Consider the following 16,840-nt stretch of genomic DNA (forward strand, 5'->3'; position numbering starts at 1 on the left):
CATGGAACGGTATTCCCGGCAAATGCTGTTTGCCCCGATCGCTGAAAACGGGCAGCAAAACATTTCAAAAGGCCATGTGCTGATCATTGGCGCCGGCGCGCTCGGCTCCGCTGTTGCGGAAAGCTTGGCGCGGGCGGGCGCCGGAAAAATCACGATTGTGGATCGTGACTATGTCGATGAATCGAATTTGCAGCGGCAAAATTTGTATTGTGAGGAAGATGCGCGCACCCATTTGCCAAAAGCCATCGCCGCAAAAAAACGGCTTGAAGCCATCAACAGCACCATCCGGATCGAGGCGCATGTGATCGATGCATTTGACTCGAAATTTCTTTCTGTTTTGGAAGAAGGCGTTGATGTGATCATTGACGGGACCGATAATTTTGAGACGCGCTTTTATGTGAATGACCTGGCGCAAAAATACCGGATTCCGTGGATTTACGGCTCCTGCGTTGGCAGCTGCGGTGTTTCGTTTCCCATTATTCCCGACGAAACGCCTTGCCTCCGCTGCCTGATTGGCCATCTCCCCGCTTACCACGCGACGTGCGATACAGCGGGCATTATCGCGCCGGCTGTGCAAATGACCGCGGCTTATGAGACAACAGAGGCTTTAAAGCTGCTTTCCGGGGAAAAGCCGCGACCATCTGTTGCCGTGTTTGATATTTGGCAGGGCGAACACCATTTTATCAAAGCAGGAAAAATGAAAAATAAGGACTGCCCGTCATGCGGAGGGCATCCGGTCTATCCGGCCCTTCAATCCCAATCATCCGCCGATGTATTGTGCGGGCGGGATACAGTCCAAATCCGCCATCCGGGCACGTTCGAGCTTGAAAACATGGCGCGGGAGATGAAAGCGGGCGGTGCTGCCGTGCAATATAACGGCTACTTAATGATCACTGCGCTTGAAGGCCACCGGACGGTTTTATTTCCGGACGGGAGGATGCTCATTCACGGGACGAAAGATAAGAGAGAGGCCCGTTCGCTTTATCAAAAATATTTTCAATGAAAAAGGAAGCACGCATTTCCGTGCTTCCTTTTTGAATGGCGTTAAATATTTGCCAATGTTTCATGATCCACGTCTTCTTTTTTCGGCACCGGTTCCTGGAGCGCTTTTCCCATGCCTTTCAAAAAGGAAATGGCGAAACCGACTGCCCGGTTGACGTCCGGGTCGCTCAACGATTTCAGCAGCCCGAACAATGTCACTTTTTCCTCCGAGCCAATGAATTGCTTGCCTTCATCAAAGCCTGATGATACACCGTTCATCAAGTGGATAATAAGGTCGTGGTCGGCTTTCATAAAGACGCCGGCCGTGCCGAGCAGCATGTTGATCAGGTTGACGACCTGTTCCCGGGACAATTGCTCGAGGACGATTTTTAAAATATCGTTTTTTGCGAGAATCATTGCATTTGCGGCTTCCAGTGCACCGGTATCATTGAAATCATCGATCAGGCGGATCAAATTTTCAAACGCATCTTTATGATCGGCAACCAGTTTTTCCAATTCCTCGAGCTTTTGCCGGGTGATTTCTTCTTCCGCCGGCTGCTGTTTTACAATCTCTGTGATCGGAGCGGCCATCCTTTTTTCCCTCCCTTAGCGTACGTCTGTTAATGGTTGATAGCCTTCGCGCTGCCATTTCCGTTCGACTTCCACGCCGCGTGTAGGATTGCGTTTCTTATCGCGGTGGTTTGTTTTTGGCAGCGGCGGCTTCCCACCTTTTTGGATCAGTTCCATCTTCACTTTCGTTTGTTTAAACGCCGGTGTGCTTTGCCGCTTATCGTAAATCGGCCCGGTTAAGAAGTTGATCGCCGATTCCTTTTCTGTCGAGTGCATCGGCAAGTACAGCTCATTGCCCTGCACGCGGTCTGTAACCAGCACATGCAGTTTCAGCGATCCGAACGGGGAAGTGACGCGGACAAGGTCTCCGGTGTCGAGATTGCGTTCTTTTGCAAGCTCCGGTGACACTTCAACAAATACGCCTGGAACTTTTGATTCGATGCCTTCCGATTTATTGGTCAGGTTGCCTTCGTGGAACTGTTCCAGCATCCGGCCGTTATTAATATGCAAATCGTATTGTTCCGGAAATTCAGCCGGTTTTACCCAGTCTGTCAGGGCAAACCGCGCTTTGCCGTCCGGGAACGGGAAGCCGTCCTTGTAAAGAAGCGGGGTATTGGCGCCATCAAGGCTTCCCCAAAGGAAACTGTTCCAGCCTTCCAATTTGTCGTAGTCCGCCTGTGCAAACAGCGGAGCCAGGCTGGCCATTTCGGCAAATATTTCGCCCGGGTGGCTGTAATGCCAGTCTGCGCCGAGCCGTTTTGCCACTTCCTGGATAATCCACCAGTCCGGTTTGGATTCGCCCAAAGCCGGGAGTGCCTGGTACATCCGTTGCACACGGCGTTCCGTGTTTGTAAAGGTGCCTTCTTTTTCAAGCGACGGGGCTGCAGGCAAAACAACATCCGCATATTGGGCCGTCCTTGAGAAAAAGACATCCTGGACGACAAGAAAGTCAAGATTGGAAAGTTCCTCGCTAACATGGTTGGCGTCGGAGTCGACAAGCGCCATGTCTTCGCCGATGATATACATGGCTTTTAACTGCCCGGCTGCAATCGAATGCAGCATTTCAATATTGTTCAGCCCCGGTTTGTTGCTGATTTTGACGCCGTACGCTTTTTCAAATTTTTCGCGTGCCGCATCATCCTCCACATGCTGGTAGCCCGGCAGCCATCCCGGCAGCGTGCCCATATCGCATGCGCCTTGCACATTGTTATGCCCGCGCAACGGATAAGCGCCTGTACCCGGGCGCGCGTAGTTTCCGGTGGCAAGGAGCAGATTGGAAATAGCGGCGGACGTATCGGAACCGCCTGTATTTTGCGTGACGCCCATGCCCCAGAGGATACATGTCCCGTCTGCCTGATGGATCATTTCGGCGATTTGGACCAGCGTTTCCTTCGGGATGCCGGTAATCTTTTCAGCGTAGTCGAGCGTGTATTTTTCAAGCGTTTCTTTAAATTCATCGAAAAAGTTCACTTTTTCCTCGATGAATTTTTGGTCATGCCAGCCCTGGTCGATGATATATTTTGTCACCGCCATCAGCCATACCTGGTCTGTGCCCTGGTTCGGATGGATAAAAAGATCGGCGCGCTCTGCCATTTCGTTTTTGCGCATATCGGCAACAATCAGTTTCTGGCCGTGCAGTTTATGGGCCCGTTTGATGCGGGTCGCAAGGACCGGGTGGGCTTCCGCCGGGTTCGCGCCGACAATCATGACAAGGCCGGCTGACGCAATATCTTTAATCGTGCCGCTGTCGCCGCCCATGCCGACGGTTCTGAGCAGGCCGTCCGTTGCCGGCGACTGGCAATAGCGCGAACAGTTGTCGACATTGTTGGTTTCAAACACCTGGCGCGCCAGCTTTTGCATCAAATAGTTTTCTTCATTGGCAACTTTTGAAGAAGAAATAAAACCGACGGAATCTTTTCCGTATTGGGAATGGATTTCTTTCAGCCGGCTTGCCACCACGCTGAGCGCTTCATCCCATGACGTTTCTACAAATTTTCCGTCTTTACGGACAAGCGGTTTTGTCAGCCGCTTATCGGAATTCACAAAATCCCAGCCGAATTTGCCTTTGATGCAAGTGGAGATGGCGTTTACCGGTCCTTCATGCTTCGGTTCGATTTTTAAAATTTTCCGGCCCTTTGTCCATACTTCAAATGTGCAGCCGACACCGCAGAAGGTGCAAACGGTTTTCGTTTTTTTCGTGCGCTGTTCGCGCATCGAAGCTTCGATTTCGGATATGGCAAAAATGCTGCCGTAACCCGGTTCGACTTTTTTCACAAGATCAATCATCGGGTCAAGCAGGTCTTCTTCAAGCCCGGTTAAATAGCCTGCCTCGCCGAGCATTGATTTTTCCATCAATGCATTGCAAGGACAGACGGTGACGCAATGCCCGCAGGAAACGCATGACGATTCGTTGATCGGAACGCCGTTATCCCAAATGACGCGCGGGCGTTCTGCTTCCCAGTCAATGGAAAGCGTTTCGTTCACCTGCAGATTTTGGCAGGCTTCCACGCATCTCCCGCATGCGATGCACTGGTTCGGGTCGTACCGGTAAAACGGGTGCGAATAGTCGACCCCGCTTGCGTCCGTTTTTGGCGTAAACGGATATTTCTGGTGTTCGATGCCCATTTTTTCCGTTGTATTGTGGACGATGCAGTTGCCGTTGTTATTGTCGCACACCGTACAGTATAAAAGGTGGTTGGCGAGAATCCTGTCCATCGCTTCATGCCGGGCCGCTTCCGACCGGTCATCGCTGAGGTGGACCACCATGCCGTCCTCCGCCGCCGTCGAACAGGTGCGCATCAGTTCCCCGTTCACTTCCGCAATACACGTGTCGCAAGTTTGGATCGGATCTACTTCCGGGTAATAGCAAATTTGTGGATGAAAAATATCATTCCGGTTGATCACATCGATGATTTTCTCGCCGGGGCGGGCTTCATAATCCCGGCCATCAATCGTGATGTGAATCGATTTGGTTTCCATTTCTTTTCCTCCTTTTGCAAACAGTGAAGGCAGGCCTTCAGGAAAGAATACAAAAAACCGGCAACTCTGTTACTTATACCAATCCTTTGCAAAAATAAAACTACCATTCTCTTTTTTATTCTAGCATCTGATGCAAAAATGAACAAACCATCAGAATGTTTTGCCTATTTGAGCGGGCGGCTTTTGTTTTTAATCTGATTCCTTTAAAATAAAACATTATAGATAGGGGGCTGTTGAACCCATGAAAAATGTGGACACGCAGAGGGAAATTCTCCGTTTCAAGAACGGGCGGCTCGAACGGGCGCTGGATACAGTCGCAACGGAATTCCCGGTGACATTAAAAGTGAATGGGCAGGAATGGGTGACGATGGTGTGCACACCTGAATATATCGAGGACATGGCGGTCGGTTATCTTGTGTCGGAAAGGGTTGTCCGGCGCTATGAAGATATCCGCGACATCTGGACGGATGAAAAAGGAGGATTCGTCCATGTCCGGACCGATCATCTTAATCCTTATTACGAACAGCTGCAAAATAAACGTTATATCACCTCCTGCTGTGGAATGAGCAGGCAGGCGTTTGTTTTTGTCAATGATGCTCTGGCGGCGAAAAAAATGGACGGTGTGCACGTCCGGATTACAGTTGATGATTGTTTCCGGCTGATGGAAGCATTGCAGGAGAATGCCGAAGTGTTTAAAAAAACAGGGGGCGTCCATAATGCTGCACTGTGCGATGCCGGCGGGATCCTTGTCAGCCGGATGGATATCGGCCGCCATAACGCGCTTGATAAAATTTACGGATATTGTTTGAAAAATCAGGTTTCCACAAAAGGGAAAATCCTTGCATTCAGCGGGCGCATTTCCTCGGAAATTTTATTGAAGACAGCGAAAATCGGCTGCGAGGTGATTTTATCGAAATCGGCACCCACCACACTCGCCCTGGAATCCGCTGAAGAACTCGGCATTACCACGATCGGCTTTATCCGCGGCGGGTCGATGAATATTTACACCTGCCCGGAACGGATTGCCGGTGTTGCCGCCCATGCCCGGTGATTGCCGGGTGTATACGATCGGAAAGGCACGGTTTGGGTTGGAAGAAAACGGGAAGACACGCTGGAAGGCGTGCTTCGGGACGGAACAGGGCCTTTGCCGGATGAGGAAAGGTTAAAATGGGCATTACCGAATTTGAAGAAAGCGCTGGTGCAGCCTGCTTGGCAAGGTTGACATTTCAAAATGTATATGGTAAAAATAACTTACAATTTGATGAATGAAGCGTCGAAAGGATCAAGTAGCTTCCTGTTGCTGCATACAAGAGAGCCGGTGGGTGGTGCGAACCGGTACAGGCAGGCGGCGAATTACACCCCGGAGCTTTTGCCGGATACGGCAGACGGCCCCCAGCCGTTATCCAAATGAGTGGAGAAGCAATTCTCAAGTTGGGTGGTAACGCGATACAATCGTCCCTTCGTTTTGGCGGAGGGGCGTTTTTCTGTTTTACAGGAAAAAGAAGGCAGCAACAGGTTCCTGCCCATTATCGCCGGATATAAGCCGGGCACTGGAACCTGAATGCTGCCGGCATTTGAAATGGCACAAAAGGAGTGGTTTGAAATGGATTTACTCGAAGATTTAAAATGGCGGGGAATTGTTTACCAGCAGACAGACGAAGAAGGGCTCGCGGAGTTGCTTCAAAACCGGAAAGTGACCCTGTATTGCGGGATTGACCCGACAGGCGACAGCATGCATATCGGGCATCTGCTCCCGTACCTGACGCTGCGCCGTTTCCAGCAAGCGGGACACCGGCCGATTGTCGTGCTCGGCGGGGCAACCGGCATGATCGGCGACCCGAGCGGCAAGAAGGAAGAAAGAAAGCTGTTAACAGTTGAAAAGGTCAAGCAAAACGGCGAAGCATTGAAAAAACAGCTGGAACGCTTTTTTGATTTTGACGGCGAGTCAGGCGCCATCATGGTCAATAACTATGACTGGCACGGCTCGATGGATCTCGTTACTTTCCTGCGTGATTACGGAAAGCATATCGGCATCAACTACATGCTTGCAAAAGACACGATCGCATCACGGCTTGAAACCGGTATTTCGTTTACGGAATTTACATATACAATCCTCCAGGCCGTCGATTACTTTAACTTGTATAAACAATACAACTGCCGCCTGCAAATCGGCGGAAGCGACCAGTGGGGCAATATTACAAGCGGCCTTGAGCTGATCCGCAAGCTCGAACCGGAAGGAGAAAAAGCTTTCGGGCTTACCATTCCGCTTGTCACAAAAGCGGACGGCACAAAATTCGGGAAAACAGAAAGCGGCGCAGTCTGGCTCGATGCCGAGAAAACATCGCCATATGAGTTTTACCAGTTCTGGGTCAACACGGCTGACCTCGATGTCGTAAAATACTTGAAGTACTTCACCTTCTTGCCAAAAGAAGAAATCGAAGAGCTGGAAAAATCGGTTGAAACCGAACCGCATCTCCGCAAAGCCCAAAAAGCGCTGGCCGCGGAAATGACAAAACTGATCCATGGGGAGGAAGCATTGCAGCAGGCTTTGAATATTACGGAAGCATTGTTCAGCGGCAATGTGAAGAAACTGTCGGCTGAAGAAATGAAGCAGGGATTTAAAGATGTTCCGTCATTCCAGCTTGAAAGCGAAGAACAAAAGCAGCTTGTGGAGTTGCTCGTTGCCGCCAAAATCTCCCCGTCAAAACGCCAGGCACGCGAAGATATCCAAAACGGCGCCATTTACGTAAACGGTGACCGCGTAACGGATCTCGGGTTTGTGTTGCAGGAAAAGGACAAAATCGGCGGCGAATTTACCGTTATTAGAAGAGGGAAGAAAAAATACTTTTTAATTAAACATTGAGGATATTAAGGGATGCACAATGAAGATGCCTGAAATGTGCATCCCTTTTTTATTGCTCTGATCGCGGCTTGCCCTTCTTCGTTTTTCCCGGCGGGGGAAGTCAGCTCCCAATTCCAAATTTTTTCAGCTTCTGATACAGGGTGACCCTTGAAATGCCAAGTTCTTTTGCTGCGGCGGATTTGTTCCCGCCTGCTTTGCGCAATGCTTTTTCAATGAGCTGTTTTTCCATATTTTCTTTTTCCACAGGCAAAGTGCCGCTTTCCGGGATGGCACTTCCGGACGGTTGGGTTTCATTTCCCTGGAAAAAGCGGAGAAGGGAGGCGCGGTCAATAAACGGCTTTTCTGATAGGATCACCATCCGTTCCATTAAATTCCGGAGCTCCCGGACATTCCCTGGCCAATGATACGCTTGCAGGAAAGAAAGGGCATCAGGGGCGAGTTCCGGTTCAGGCATCTTGTACTGGACGGCAAATTGTTTCAGAAAGTAGCGGGCGAGGACAGGAATATCGTCTGTGCGCACCCTTAATGGCGGCATCGTAATTTGAATAACATTTAACCGGTAATAAAGGTCCGACCTGAATGTCTTTTGTTTCATCATTTTTTCAATGTCTTGGTTGGTGGCGGCAATAAAACGGACATTGATTTTCCTGCCCGAAGCGTCGCCAATGCGGTAAATCACTTTTTCCTGCAGCACGCGCAGCAGTTTCACCTGCATATCTAGCGGCAGTTCGCCGATTTCGTCCAAAAACAGCGTACCCCCGTCCGCTTCTTCAATTTTTCCCGCTTTTCCTTTTTTTTCCGCACCCGTAAACGTGCCAGGTTCGTAGCCGAATAATTCGCTTTCAAACAGGGCGGAAGGGATCGAGCCGCAGTTCACCGGAATAAAAGGGCCGTTTTTCCGCGCGCTTGCTTCATGGATAGCGCGCGCGCATATTTCTTTCCCGGTGCCGGACTCGCCGAGAATAAGCGTGACGGCATCCGTTTTCGCCGCTTTCGCCGCAATTTGGATCGTATCCCGGAGCGCGCGGCTTTTCCCCTTTAATTTGGAAAAAGGCGTTTCTTCATAGCTTGTGTACATTTTTTGGCGCAGTTCATTCAGTTCTATGGAAGTGGAGACGAGATTGTCGTTCAGCCTAACAATCTGGGTGATATCGCGTTCCACGGATACCGCGCCGATCAGCCTGCCGCGGTTGTCAAAAATGGGCCGCGCATTGACGACGACATGCTTGTCGGGGCGGGGCCGATGATATTGGTCGGTAATACGGGCTTTTGTCCGCAGCACTTTGAGCACCATTAAATCATCATCGCGAAAAAAATCGGTAATTTTTTTGGTTAAGATCATTTCTTTTGGAATATTGTAGGTCCGGACGGCGGCATCATTCCAATAAATGACTTCCTTTTTTTCGTTTACGATCGTAATCGCATCATTTTCCGCCGATAATACCGCCTGCAAATAAGACAGTTCATTTGCCATTTCCGTCTTCCTCCCCTTTGTCGTGTAAAGGTATTGTACATTCGATTTACAATTGTGTAAATATATTGTACATAGAAAACGGTTTATTTTTTTGCGGATATAGGGAAACAGGGATGTTCCAGAAGTTGGCATGATTCTTGCATGGTATTAAGCCAGAACGAGGATGAAGGAGGTTTTTTCATTGGTCTTGCCTTTTAAACATGAACCATTAACGGATTTTAACCAGCCTGAAAACGTACAGGCGTTTCAAGCGGCACTTGAAAAAGTGCGTGCGGAACTCGGGAAGGAGTACCCGCTTGTAATAAACGGAGAACGGATTTTTACAGAGGATAAGCTCGTATCCGTCAATCCTGCGAATAAAGAACAGGTTGTCGGGAAAGTTTCGAAAGCATCGAAAGAACTGGTTGACAAAGCTTTCGAAGGCGCCAATGAGGCATTTCGCAGCTGGCGGAAAATGGCACCCGAAGCGCGGGCGAATGTGCTGTTCAAAGCCGCTGCGATTGCGCGCCGCCGCAAACATGAGCTGTCGGCGTGGCTTGTGTTTGATGCCGGCAAGCCGTGGAGCCAGGCGGACGGGGATACGGCGGAAGGAATCGACTTTTTGGAATACTACGGCCGCCAGATGCTTGAGCTTGCAAAGGGGCAGGAAATGGAACAGCGTGAAAATGAGCACAACACTTATTTTTATCAGCCGATGGGGCCGGGGGTGACCATTCCGCCGTGGAATTTTGCTTTCGCCATTGTTTGCGGCACGACGGTTGCCCCGCTTGTTGCCGGGAACCCGGTTCTGCTGAAGCCTTCGGAAAGCACGCCTGTTATTGCATACAAACTCGTTGAAATTTTGGAAGAAGCGGGGGTTCCGAAAGGCGTGCTCCAGTTTGTGCCGGGCGATCCGGCAGAAATCGGCGATTACCTGGTGGATCATCCGTCTGCCCATTGGATTAACTTTACGGGTTCCAAAGCAACGGGCCTGCGCATTTATGAACGGGCTGCGAAAGTGCAGAAGGACCAGCACTTTTTAAAACGGGTCGTTGCTGAAATGGGCGGCAAAGATACGATTATTGTCGATAAAGAAGCGGATCTCGATCTCGCCGCAGATGCGATTGTCCAGTCGGCATTCGGTTTTTCCGGCCAGAAATGTTCAGCCTGCTCGCGGGCAGTCGTGCATGAAGACGTGTATGAAGAAGTGCTCGAAAAGGCGATCGCCCTTGCGAAAAACGTAACCGTCGGCGACCCGTCCGAAGAAAATGTGTACATGGGTGCTGTCATTAACGAAAAGCAGTTTAACAAGATTAAAAGTTATATAGAAATCGGCAAAGAAGAGGGCAAACTCGTCTTTGGCGGGGAAACGGATGGTGAAAAAGGATTTTTCGTTTACCCGGCGATTTTTAAAGATGTATATCCAAAGGCACGGATCATGCAGGAAGAAATTTTCGGGCCGGTTGTCGCTTTTGCGAAAGGAAAAGATTTTGACGAACTGCTTGAAATTGCCAATAATACGGAATACGGACTGACAGGCGCCGTCATTTCGAAAAACAGGGAGCATTTGGAACGCGCCCGGTACGAATTCCATGTCGGCAACCTGTATTTTAACCGGGGATGCACGGCGGCCGTTGTCGGTTACCAGCCGTTCGGCGGTTTTAAAATGTCCGGCACCGATTCGAAAGCGGGCGGCCCGGATTATTTGAAGCTGTTTATGGAAGCAAAATCTGTATCGGAAATGTTTTAACGGGAGGAAAGGCGTATGGCGAATTTGACGAGAGATTTTTTCATCGGCCTTTCAAACAGCAGGTTTTTAAATAAAAGTGCACAAAAATGGGGTTTCCGGTTCGGTGCTGAAAAATTTGTGGCGGGGACGGATATTGATTCCGTCACCCGGACCATCCGGGAAATGAATGCCCGCGGGATCAGCTGTACCGTTGACAATCTGGGCGAATTCGTATCTGAAAAAGCGGAAGCGGAGTCGGCGAAACAGCGCATTCTGCAAATGCTGGACAGGATTCATGAGGAGAACCTGGATTGCCATATCTCGGTGAAACTGACCCAGCTCGGGCTTGATATTGACCGTGCGTTCTGCCTGCAAAATATGGAAGACATTTTGAGGCGTGCAGCAGCATACGGGATTTTTATCAATATTGACATGGAAGATTACGCCCATTTTCATGCGACAATAGAGGTGTTGAAAACCCTGCTTGAATCGTATCAAAATGTCGGAACAGTCATCCAGGCGTATTTGCGCAATGCTGAAGCGGTCATGGATGAACTGAAAGATGTCCGGCTCAGAATTGTAAAGGGTGCCTACAAAGAAAGCGAGACAGTCGCTTTTCAGTCAAAAGCGGAAATTGACCGGAACTATGTAAAGCTTGTAAAAAAACGGCTGCTCGGTGAGGCGTATACGTCCATTGCCACCCATGACCATTACCTCATTCGCGAACTGGGAGCGTTTATTGAAGAAAACCAAATCCCGCACGACCGGTTTGAGTTTCAGATGTTGTACGGATTTCGCCAGGAGATGCAGTATGAACTAGCGAAAAAATACCATTTCACGACGTACATGCCGTTCGGAAATGACTGGTTCGGCTATTATATGCGGCGCCTTGCCGAACGCCCGCAAAATGTGAACCTGATTGTAAAGGATGCACTGTATACAAAAGATAATAAATTGAAAAAAGAACCGCTTCTCACCGCTGCCCTGACCGCTTCGCTTTTCATGCTGTGGCGACGCAAAAGGAAGAGGTAAGAAAAAGGCCGCTCCGCAAAGCAACCGTGCCCCGGGCGGCCTTTTCTATTTCATTTTGTTGATTTGTATTTCTATCCCGGCCGCGCCGTGCCTAACCCGGCATGGGCAAGCTATCAGTAAATTGTGCCACAACGGTGAAAACCAATGGCACGGACTCCTCTTTTTTTATTTTCCCGCACGGTTAAGGACTTTCCAGTTTGGACCAACCCAATTATGCATATTGGACTTCTTTCGGTTCAATTTTTGTAATCGAAAACATGTTCATTGCTTCCATTACATCACGTATACGTTCAATCGTAGCGCCATAGTATTCATTTCTTTCATCCCTTGATACTTGAGACGGGGCCACTCCCAGTCCGAAGATTATTTTTCAATAGTTTGACCGTATCGGAATTTGTCGAATGAATTTAGTGGATTTTTGGCGAACTTTATCTATATAATTTATTTAAAATATTAAAACAAAAAAGGGGGAATAAGCTAATGAATAGAAAAATTAAAATCTGTATTTTTTCATTCATTGCATTTGTAATGACAATAGTTGGTTATGGAGGTACGTCTAAAGCATTGGCAGATGACTCTGAATCAGAAGTTTCAGCAGTTTATGATATTAAAAATGGCGATCCCATAGCGGTTTCAAAAAACCAATGGGATGAATATCAAGAGGTGCAGGATTGGGAGGATGAACCCGATGTTCCATCAACCTATTTAAAAAAAGCTGTTGACATTTCCGAAAGACGTGCATGTATGGGTGGCTGGGCTTATTCCGCAACAAAACAAGGATATGCATTTTATAAGATAGTGGAGGGAACTCATTACCTTAATAGAACAAAAGACAATGTGACTATAACATCAACATTTACTGGTACACATTCCAAAAGCTCAACAGCAAGTGGAAAATTAGGTGGTGGTTGGAAACCTGTAAGTGCTGAAGTGGGATATAATGCCGACCGGACAGTATCATGGTCTAAATCTGATTCAGTGAAAATAACTGTCCGTCCTAAATATGAAGGATGGAATGATTATGGAACAAAACGTGATAAATGGTATGGCACGTATTACTATCTAAGCAATAGTTGTGTGCAATCAAAAAACGTTCAGCTCACCGTGTATATTCCGAAAGTGAAAGCAGTCGTTGCACACACAAAACATTTATAGATGAGGGGCAACGACCATGACACGGCCGATTTTTAGACACGCTTGTACAATTTTTGTGATGCTTCCCATTCTATTAAACGGTTGTTCAGCAAGTCATTCCGGTAACCAGGTGAAGCATGAAATACAGCCAAACCACACCAAGGCCAAGGAGAATAGCCAAGCGGCGTCCCTTAGTCTTGACCAAATGATGATGACTGAGGCATCAAAAGACGAACAGCAAACACCGCTCGATACCGTTACCCATGTGGTTAAATGGAAGTTTTCAGATGAAAAAGATGTTGTTCCTTCTAAGAAGAATATATTATGGGAAACCCATTTGGGAAGCGAAGCGGTCGTAGCAACCAAAGTACCAAAACTTAAAGATTCAAGATTGAATCTGTTTGCCCTGTCCTTTCATGACGGTAAGTGGGGAATAAAAAACGTGACAGATGCCCCTATTGATCGTTTGGAAGATCATGTTAAAGGTTTAACGCTTCCTATGCAAAAATATGCTGTAATCACCTCAGATTTTGATGGAAAATCGATATGGAACATCACAGACGGGAAAAGAACAGTCATGATTGCACTGTATCCCCAATTTTCCTTTTCCATGCCTGAAGGAACGAAAACCATTCCGTTTAAGGGCGATGAGGCTTTTGTAAATACTCGATCGAAAACGCAATCCTTGTTTTATTATTTTGACCAGGAAAAACTGATTTGGATCTATGGTGATTTGTCTGAAAGCGAAATCATAAAATTGGCTAATTCACTGCCAAGTGCTGGATCTCCCAGTTTTCCCGAAGCATCATCATAGACCCAAACCGGGAATGCCATCTGAGAAAATGTGATGCAGTGGTTTTTTATGATCCTCGATTAAGAGGGGAGGGCTTGGAAGTCTGAGGGCCATATCTTTCTGTTGGCTAATTTTTCACCTGTTTATAAATTTGTGTCTCAGAATATAAAAAAACCCCGGAACCAGAGCGGTTTCGGGGTTTTACACATTACCTGGAATAGAACTCAACGATTAACGATTCGTTAATTTCAGCCGGCAGTTCCGAGCGTTCAGGGAGGCGGCTGTAAGTCCCTTCAAGCTTGTCTGCATCAAAAGAAAGGTAATCCGGAACGAATGTCGTTGTTTCGATCGCTTCTTTGATAACATCAAGGTTGCGGGATTTTTCGCGTACGCCGATCGTTTGCCCCGGTTCTACACGGTAAGACGGGATATCGACGCGTTTGCCGTCAACAAGAATATGCCCGTGGTTTACGAGCTGGCGTGCTTGGCGGCGTGTGCGAGCCAAACCGAGACGGTAAACAAGGTTATCAAGGCGTGATTCCAAAAGAACCATGAAATTTTCACCGTGTTTCCCTTGCATTTTGCCAGCTTTCAGGAAAGTGTTGTGGAATTGGCGTTCATTTAAGCCGTACATATGGCGAAGCTTTTGTTTTTCCTGTAATTGCAAGCCGTATTCAGACAATTTTCTGCGCTGATTCGGGCCGTGCTGCCCGGGTGCATAAGGGCGCTTCTCCAATTCTTTTCCGGTACCGCTTAAAGAAATCCCGAGACGGCGGGACAATTTCCAGCTTGGACCTGTATAACGAGCCATGAAAGACTCCTCCTTTGTTTTTATTTTGTTGTAAAATAAAAACAGATATCATGGACACTTCTTCATGCGTATTTTGTTTTCATGTACCATCGCCCCAGCAGCAGAGGGTTACACGATACACCTTGCATTCAGGCAAGGAACAAAATACAAACACAAAGCCGTCCAATAAGGCTGCATTATTTTACACAACGTTGATTATATGTTTTCAGAGAAAAAAAGTCAACAACAAATGCAAATCGGGATGCCGTTGCAAATCGGGATGCCATGCCAAAAAAATTTTACATACCGGTTTTGCCGGGTTCATAACAGGACTTAAGATACAACACATACTGTATATCGGTCGAGCGGGCTGTACATTTATAGTACTTTTGCATTATAATGGTATTAATTTGACCGGTTTTTACATTTTTACGTCTCCCGTGCGGTTTTTTGTTTTAAAATTCTTCATTTTCAAGGTTCACACTTTTTAGTGCTTTTTTTCGCTTTTATACGGAAACAGGGTCAGGGTGATTAGGAAATGGAAAAAAAGAAAGAAAATCATTTAATCCTATATTATAAGTCCCGTTTACTGGATTTAATGAATCTTGAGGCAGCAAGCAGCCTGGATGACTGGGTGGCGGTCGTGGCGGATGTGCTCAGCGCCGATCATATCGTATATTATAAGCCGGACAGCGAAAACACGAAGTTCTACAAAATATGCAGCTTTTATAATCCTTTCCGGCATGACGTCGAACTCGTCGTGCCCTCCGGAAAAATCAAAGCTTTAAAAACAGCCTCCCAGGTTGTCACAAATGGGAAACTGAAAAAGGATCCTTATTTAAAACAGTTTAACATTGCCTTTTTTATTCCGGAAAAAAACATGGAGGACGGCTGCCTGCTTCTTTCCATTCCAAACAGGCTGTTCGGGGAGCTGTCTGACGCGGATCTGCAGGCGTTTGTCAGGGAAAGCCGGAACTTCCTGCAGCTGAAGTATGAGTTGTCTGTTGTCGAAGCCGACAGAAAGCGTTACATCGAATTATTCCAAGTGACCGGAAAATTCCATTCTTCCATGGATACGGATACGATCCTTGCAGAAATCATTTACACGCTGAAAAGGCTGTACCCGGTTTTTGACTACACCTTAATGCTGTCGGACGATTACCACCACAATCTTGATTTGCCGATCAAGTCGCTGCAATATGATGCGGTCGACGAAATGGCGCTCGAATCATATGTAAACGGCCAGGTCCACCTTGCCACGGTATGGCGGACAAACGAAACGATGCTTTATGCGCCGCTAAGGGGAAAGCAGGGCGTGTATGGCGTGCTGCAGGTCATCACTTTTACCAACTATGAATTTAATCGCAGCGATTTGGAATTTATCAGCCTGCTGGCCAATACGGCGGGAAGTGCGCTTGAAAATGCCAAGCTGTACCAGCAGTCGATGCAGTCCATTGAAGAACTCCGCCTGATCAATTCGGTTTCCCGCCAGTTAAATAAAAGCGCGAATTTAAAAGAAACCGTCGATTTTTTAATGAAACAGATCTCCAGTTCATTTGATACCCAGGCAATCGGGTTCGTGATGATGGAGAATGGGAAAATGGACCTACTTGAAGGCAGCAGCCCCATTTTTGAAGAAAAGGAAGGCGCCCGTTATCTTGAATTTGCAAACCGTTCGTTTGCCGAAAAGAAAGAATCCCTGTTTATCAGCAATTTAAACCGGCGCTTTCCCGGCAGGAACTATCGTTTTTCTTCGCTGATGGCTGTCCCGATTATCCAGGAAGATGATTTAAAGGGGTTTTGCCTTGTTCTTCATGAAGCGCCTTACCATTTTTCTTTCGACAGGTTCAAACTTTTTCAGTCGCTTATTTATCAGTCGGGCATGGCCTTAACCAACTCCATGCTTCGCGAGCGGCTTGAAAAAATGGTGATTACCGATCATCTCACCCAGCTGTTTGCCAAAAATTACTTGAACAGCCGGATGGAAACTTCTATTGGTGAAGATGAGCAGGGCACGCTGATTTTGCTCGATATTGATGACTTTAAAAAAGTCAATGATACATACGGCCATCAAACCGGGGATGAAATTTTGATCCAGGTTGCAAAGCTGATCAAAGAAAACATTCGTTCAACCGATATCGGAGCAAGATGGGGCGGAGAGGAAATGGCGATTTATCTTCCCGGCGTGCCGCTTCAAACAGGGGTGCAGGTCGCCAAAAGGGTGCTTGCGGCTGTTCGGAAAAATACAAATCCTCCGGTTACCATTTCCTGCGGGGTGTCGTACTGGAATAAAGAGATGAATGAAACGGCGGAGTCCCTCTTTAACAGGGCGGACGCCGGATTGTACCATGCGAAAAGCCTCGGGAAAAACCAGGTTGTCATCAGCGATATGGAAATGAAATCCAATTAGGGCGCACTGCAGCTGATTTCTTTTGTCAGCCGCCTTTAAAACCCCCCTTGCCGGATCCGGCAAGGGGGGCATTTTTTATGCATTTCGTTATTGTTGTAATATCTGC

The 16,840-nt window shown here is 47.7% G+C and carries 12 protein-coding genes and 1 other annotated feature; of the genes, 8 read left to right on the forward strand and 4 right to left on the reverse strand.

Annotated features, from left to right (window positions below):
- The first annotated feature begins 1 nt into the window (after position 1).
- A complete protein-coding gene (locus IC21_RS05045; RefSeq protein WP_019720705.1) occupies positions 2–1,003 on the forward strand; it encodes a ThiF family adenylyltransferase in 1,002 nt (333 codons plus the stop codon).
- Positions 1,004–1,044: 41 nt separating this feature from the next.
- On the opposite strand, the gene IC21_RS05050 is transcribed toward IC21_RS05045, so the two are convergent.
- Both IC21_RS05050 and fdhF read right to left on the reverse strand, forming a co-directional pair.
- Positions 1,045–1,572 (reverse strand): helical membrane plugin domain-containing protein, encoded by a 528-nt coding sequence (locus IC21_RS05050; RefSeq protein ID WP_017554563.1) that lies wholly within the window; start codon positions 1,570–1,572, stop codon positions 1,045–1,047.
- A 15-nt stretch (positions 1,573–1,587) separates the two neighbouring features.
- A complete protein-coding gene (gene fdhF / locus IC21_RS05055; RefSeq protein WP_029141433.1) occupies positions 1,588–4,530 on the reverse strand; it encodes a formate dehydrogenase subunit alpha in 2,943 nt (980 codons plus the stop codon).
- Between the two features lie 241 nt (positions 4,531–4,771).
- Between fdhF and fdhD the strand changes: the two genes are divergently transcribed.
- Both fdhD and tyrS read left to right on the forward strand, forming a co-directional pair.
- Entirely contained in the window at positions 4,772–5,581 is an 810-nt protein-coding gene (fdhD, locus tag IC21_RS05060) for a formate dehydrogenase accessory sulfurtransferase FdhD (RefSeq protein WP_014097714.1), read from the forward strand.
- Between the two features lie 213 nt (positions 5,582–5,794).
- Positions 5,795–5,993, forward strand: a binding site (T-box leader).
- Between the two features lie 140 nt (positions 5,994–6,133).
- Positions 6,134–7,393, forward strand: coding sequence for a tyrosine--tRNA ligase (tyrS, locus tag IC21_RS05070; protein WP_013859957.1), 1,260 nt, complete (start codon positions 6,134–6,136; stop codon positions 7,391–7,393).
- Between the two features lie 100 nt (positions 7,394–7,493).
- On the opposite strand, the gene IC21_RS05075 is transcribed toward tyrS, so the two are convergent.
- Positions 7,494–8,867 (reverse strand): sigma-54 interaction domain-containing protein, encoded by a 1,374-nt coding sequence (locus tag IC21_RS05075; protein WP_029141431.1) that lies wholly within the window; start codon positions 8,865–8,867, stop codon positions 7,494–7,496.
- 181 nt (positions 8,868–9,048) lie between these two features.
- Here IC21_RS05075 and pruA point away from each other — a divergent pair, with 181 nt between their 5' ends.
- The 4 genes from pruA to IC21_RS05095 all read left to right on the forward strand — a co-directional run bounded on the left by pruA (position 9,049) and on the right by IC21_RS05095 (position 13,555).
- Positions 9,049–10,596: an L-glutamate gamma-semialdehyde dehydrogenase gene (pruA, locus tag IC21_RS05080; RefSeq protein ID WP_029141430.1), complete on the forward strand. Its 1,548-nt coding sequence runs from the start codon at positions 9,049–9,051 to the stop codon at positions 10,594–10,596.
- Between the two features lie 15 nt (positions 10,597–10,611).
- Positions 10,612–11,607: a proline dehydrogenase family protein gene (locus IC21_RS05085; protein WP_029141429.1), complete on the forward strand. Its 996-nt coding sequence runs from the start codon at positions 10,612–10,614 to the stop codon at positions 11,605–11,607.
- Between the two features lie 480 nt (positions 11,608–12,087).
- Positions 12,088–12,762, forward strand: a complete 675-nt coding sequence (locus IC21_RS05090) for a hypothetical protein (RefSeq protein ID WP_013859953.1) — start codon at positions 12,088–12,090, stop codon at positions 12,760–12,762.
- A gap of 16 nt (positions 12,763–12,778) precedes the next feature.
- Positions 12,779–13,555, forward strand: coding sequence for a hypothetical protein (locus IC21_RS05095; protein ID WP_013859952.1), 777 nt, complete (start codon positions 12,779–12,781; stop codon positions 13,553–13,555).
- A 187-nt stretch (positions 13,556–13,742) separates the two neighbouring features.
- Here IC21_RS05095 and rpsD read toward each other — a convergent pair whose 3' ends face one another.
- Complete coding sequence (gene rpsD / locus IC21_RS05100) at positions 13,743–14,345, reverse strand: 30S ribosomal protein S4 (protein ID WP_013859951.1); 603 nt, start codon at positions 14,343–14,345, stop codon at positions 13,743–13,745.
- Between the two features lie 517 nt (positions 14,346–14,862).
- Between rpsD and IC21_RS05105 the strand changes: the two genes are divergently transcribed.
- Positions 14,863–16,734, forward strand: coding sequence for a sensor domain-containing diguanylate cyclase (locus IC21_RS05105; protein ID WP_029141428.1), 1,872 nt, complete (start codon positions 14,863–14,865; stop codon positions 16,732–16,734).
- The last annotated feature ends 106 nt before the right edge of the window (positions 16,735–16,840 follow it).

Source organism: Heyndrickxia coagulans DSM 1 = ATCC 7050, from assembly GCF_000290615.1.
GTDB lineage: Bacteria > Bacillota > Bacilli > Bacillales > Bacillaceae_C > Weizmannia > Weizmannia coagulans.

Excerpts from the sequence above, each read along its gene's own strand:
- IC21_RS05045 (WP_019720705.1), top strand. The coding sequence starts at position 2 with ATGGAACGGTATTCCCGGCAAATGCTGTTTGCCCCGATCGCTGAAAAC.
- IC21_RS05050 (WP_017554563.1), bottom strand. The coding sequence starts at position 1,572 with ATGGCCGCTCCGATCACAGAGATTGTAAAACAGCAGCCGGCGGAAGAA.
- fdhF (WP_029141433.1), bottom strand. The coding sequence starts at position 4,530 with ATGGAAACCAAATCGATTCACATCACGATTGATGGCCGGGATTATGAA.
- fdhD (WP_014097714.1), top strand. The coding sequence starts at position 4,772 with ATGAAAAATGTGGACACGCAGAGGGAAATTCTCCGTTTCAAGAACGGG.
- tyrS (WP_013859957.1), top strand. The coding sequence starts at position 6,134 with ATGGATTTACTCGAAGATTTAAAATGGCGGGGAATTGTTTACCAGCAG.
- IC21_RS05075 (WP_029141431.1), bottom strand. The coding sequence starts at position 8,867 with ATGGCAAATGAACTGTCTTATTTGCAGGCGGTATTATCGGCGGAAAAT.
- IC21_RS05085 (WP_029141429.1), top strand. The coding sequence starts at position 10,612 with ATGGCGAATTTGACGAGAGATTTTTTCATCGGCCTTTCAAACAGCAGG.
- IC21_RS05090 (WP_013859953.1), top strand. The coding sequence starts at position 12,088 with ATGAATAGAAAAATTAAAATCTGTATTTTTTCATTCATTGCATTTGTA.
- IC21_RS05095 (WP_013859952.1), top strand. The coding sequence starts at position 12,779 with ATGACACGGCCGATTTTTAGACACGCTTGTACAATTTTTGTGATGCTT.
- rpsD (WP_013859951.1), bottom strand. The coding sequence starts at position 14,345 with ATGGCTCGTTATACAGGTCCAAGCTGGAAATTGTCCCGCCGTCTCGGG.
- IC21_RS05105 (WP_029141428.1), top strand. The coding sequence starts at position 14,863 with ATGGAAAAAAAGAAAGAAAATCATTTAATCCTATATTATAAGTCCCGT.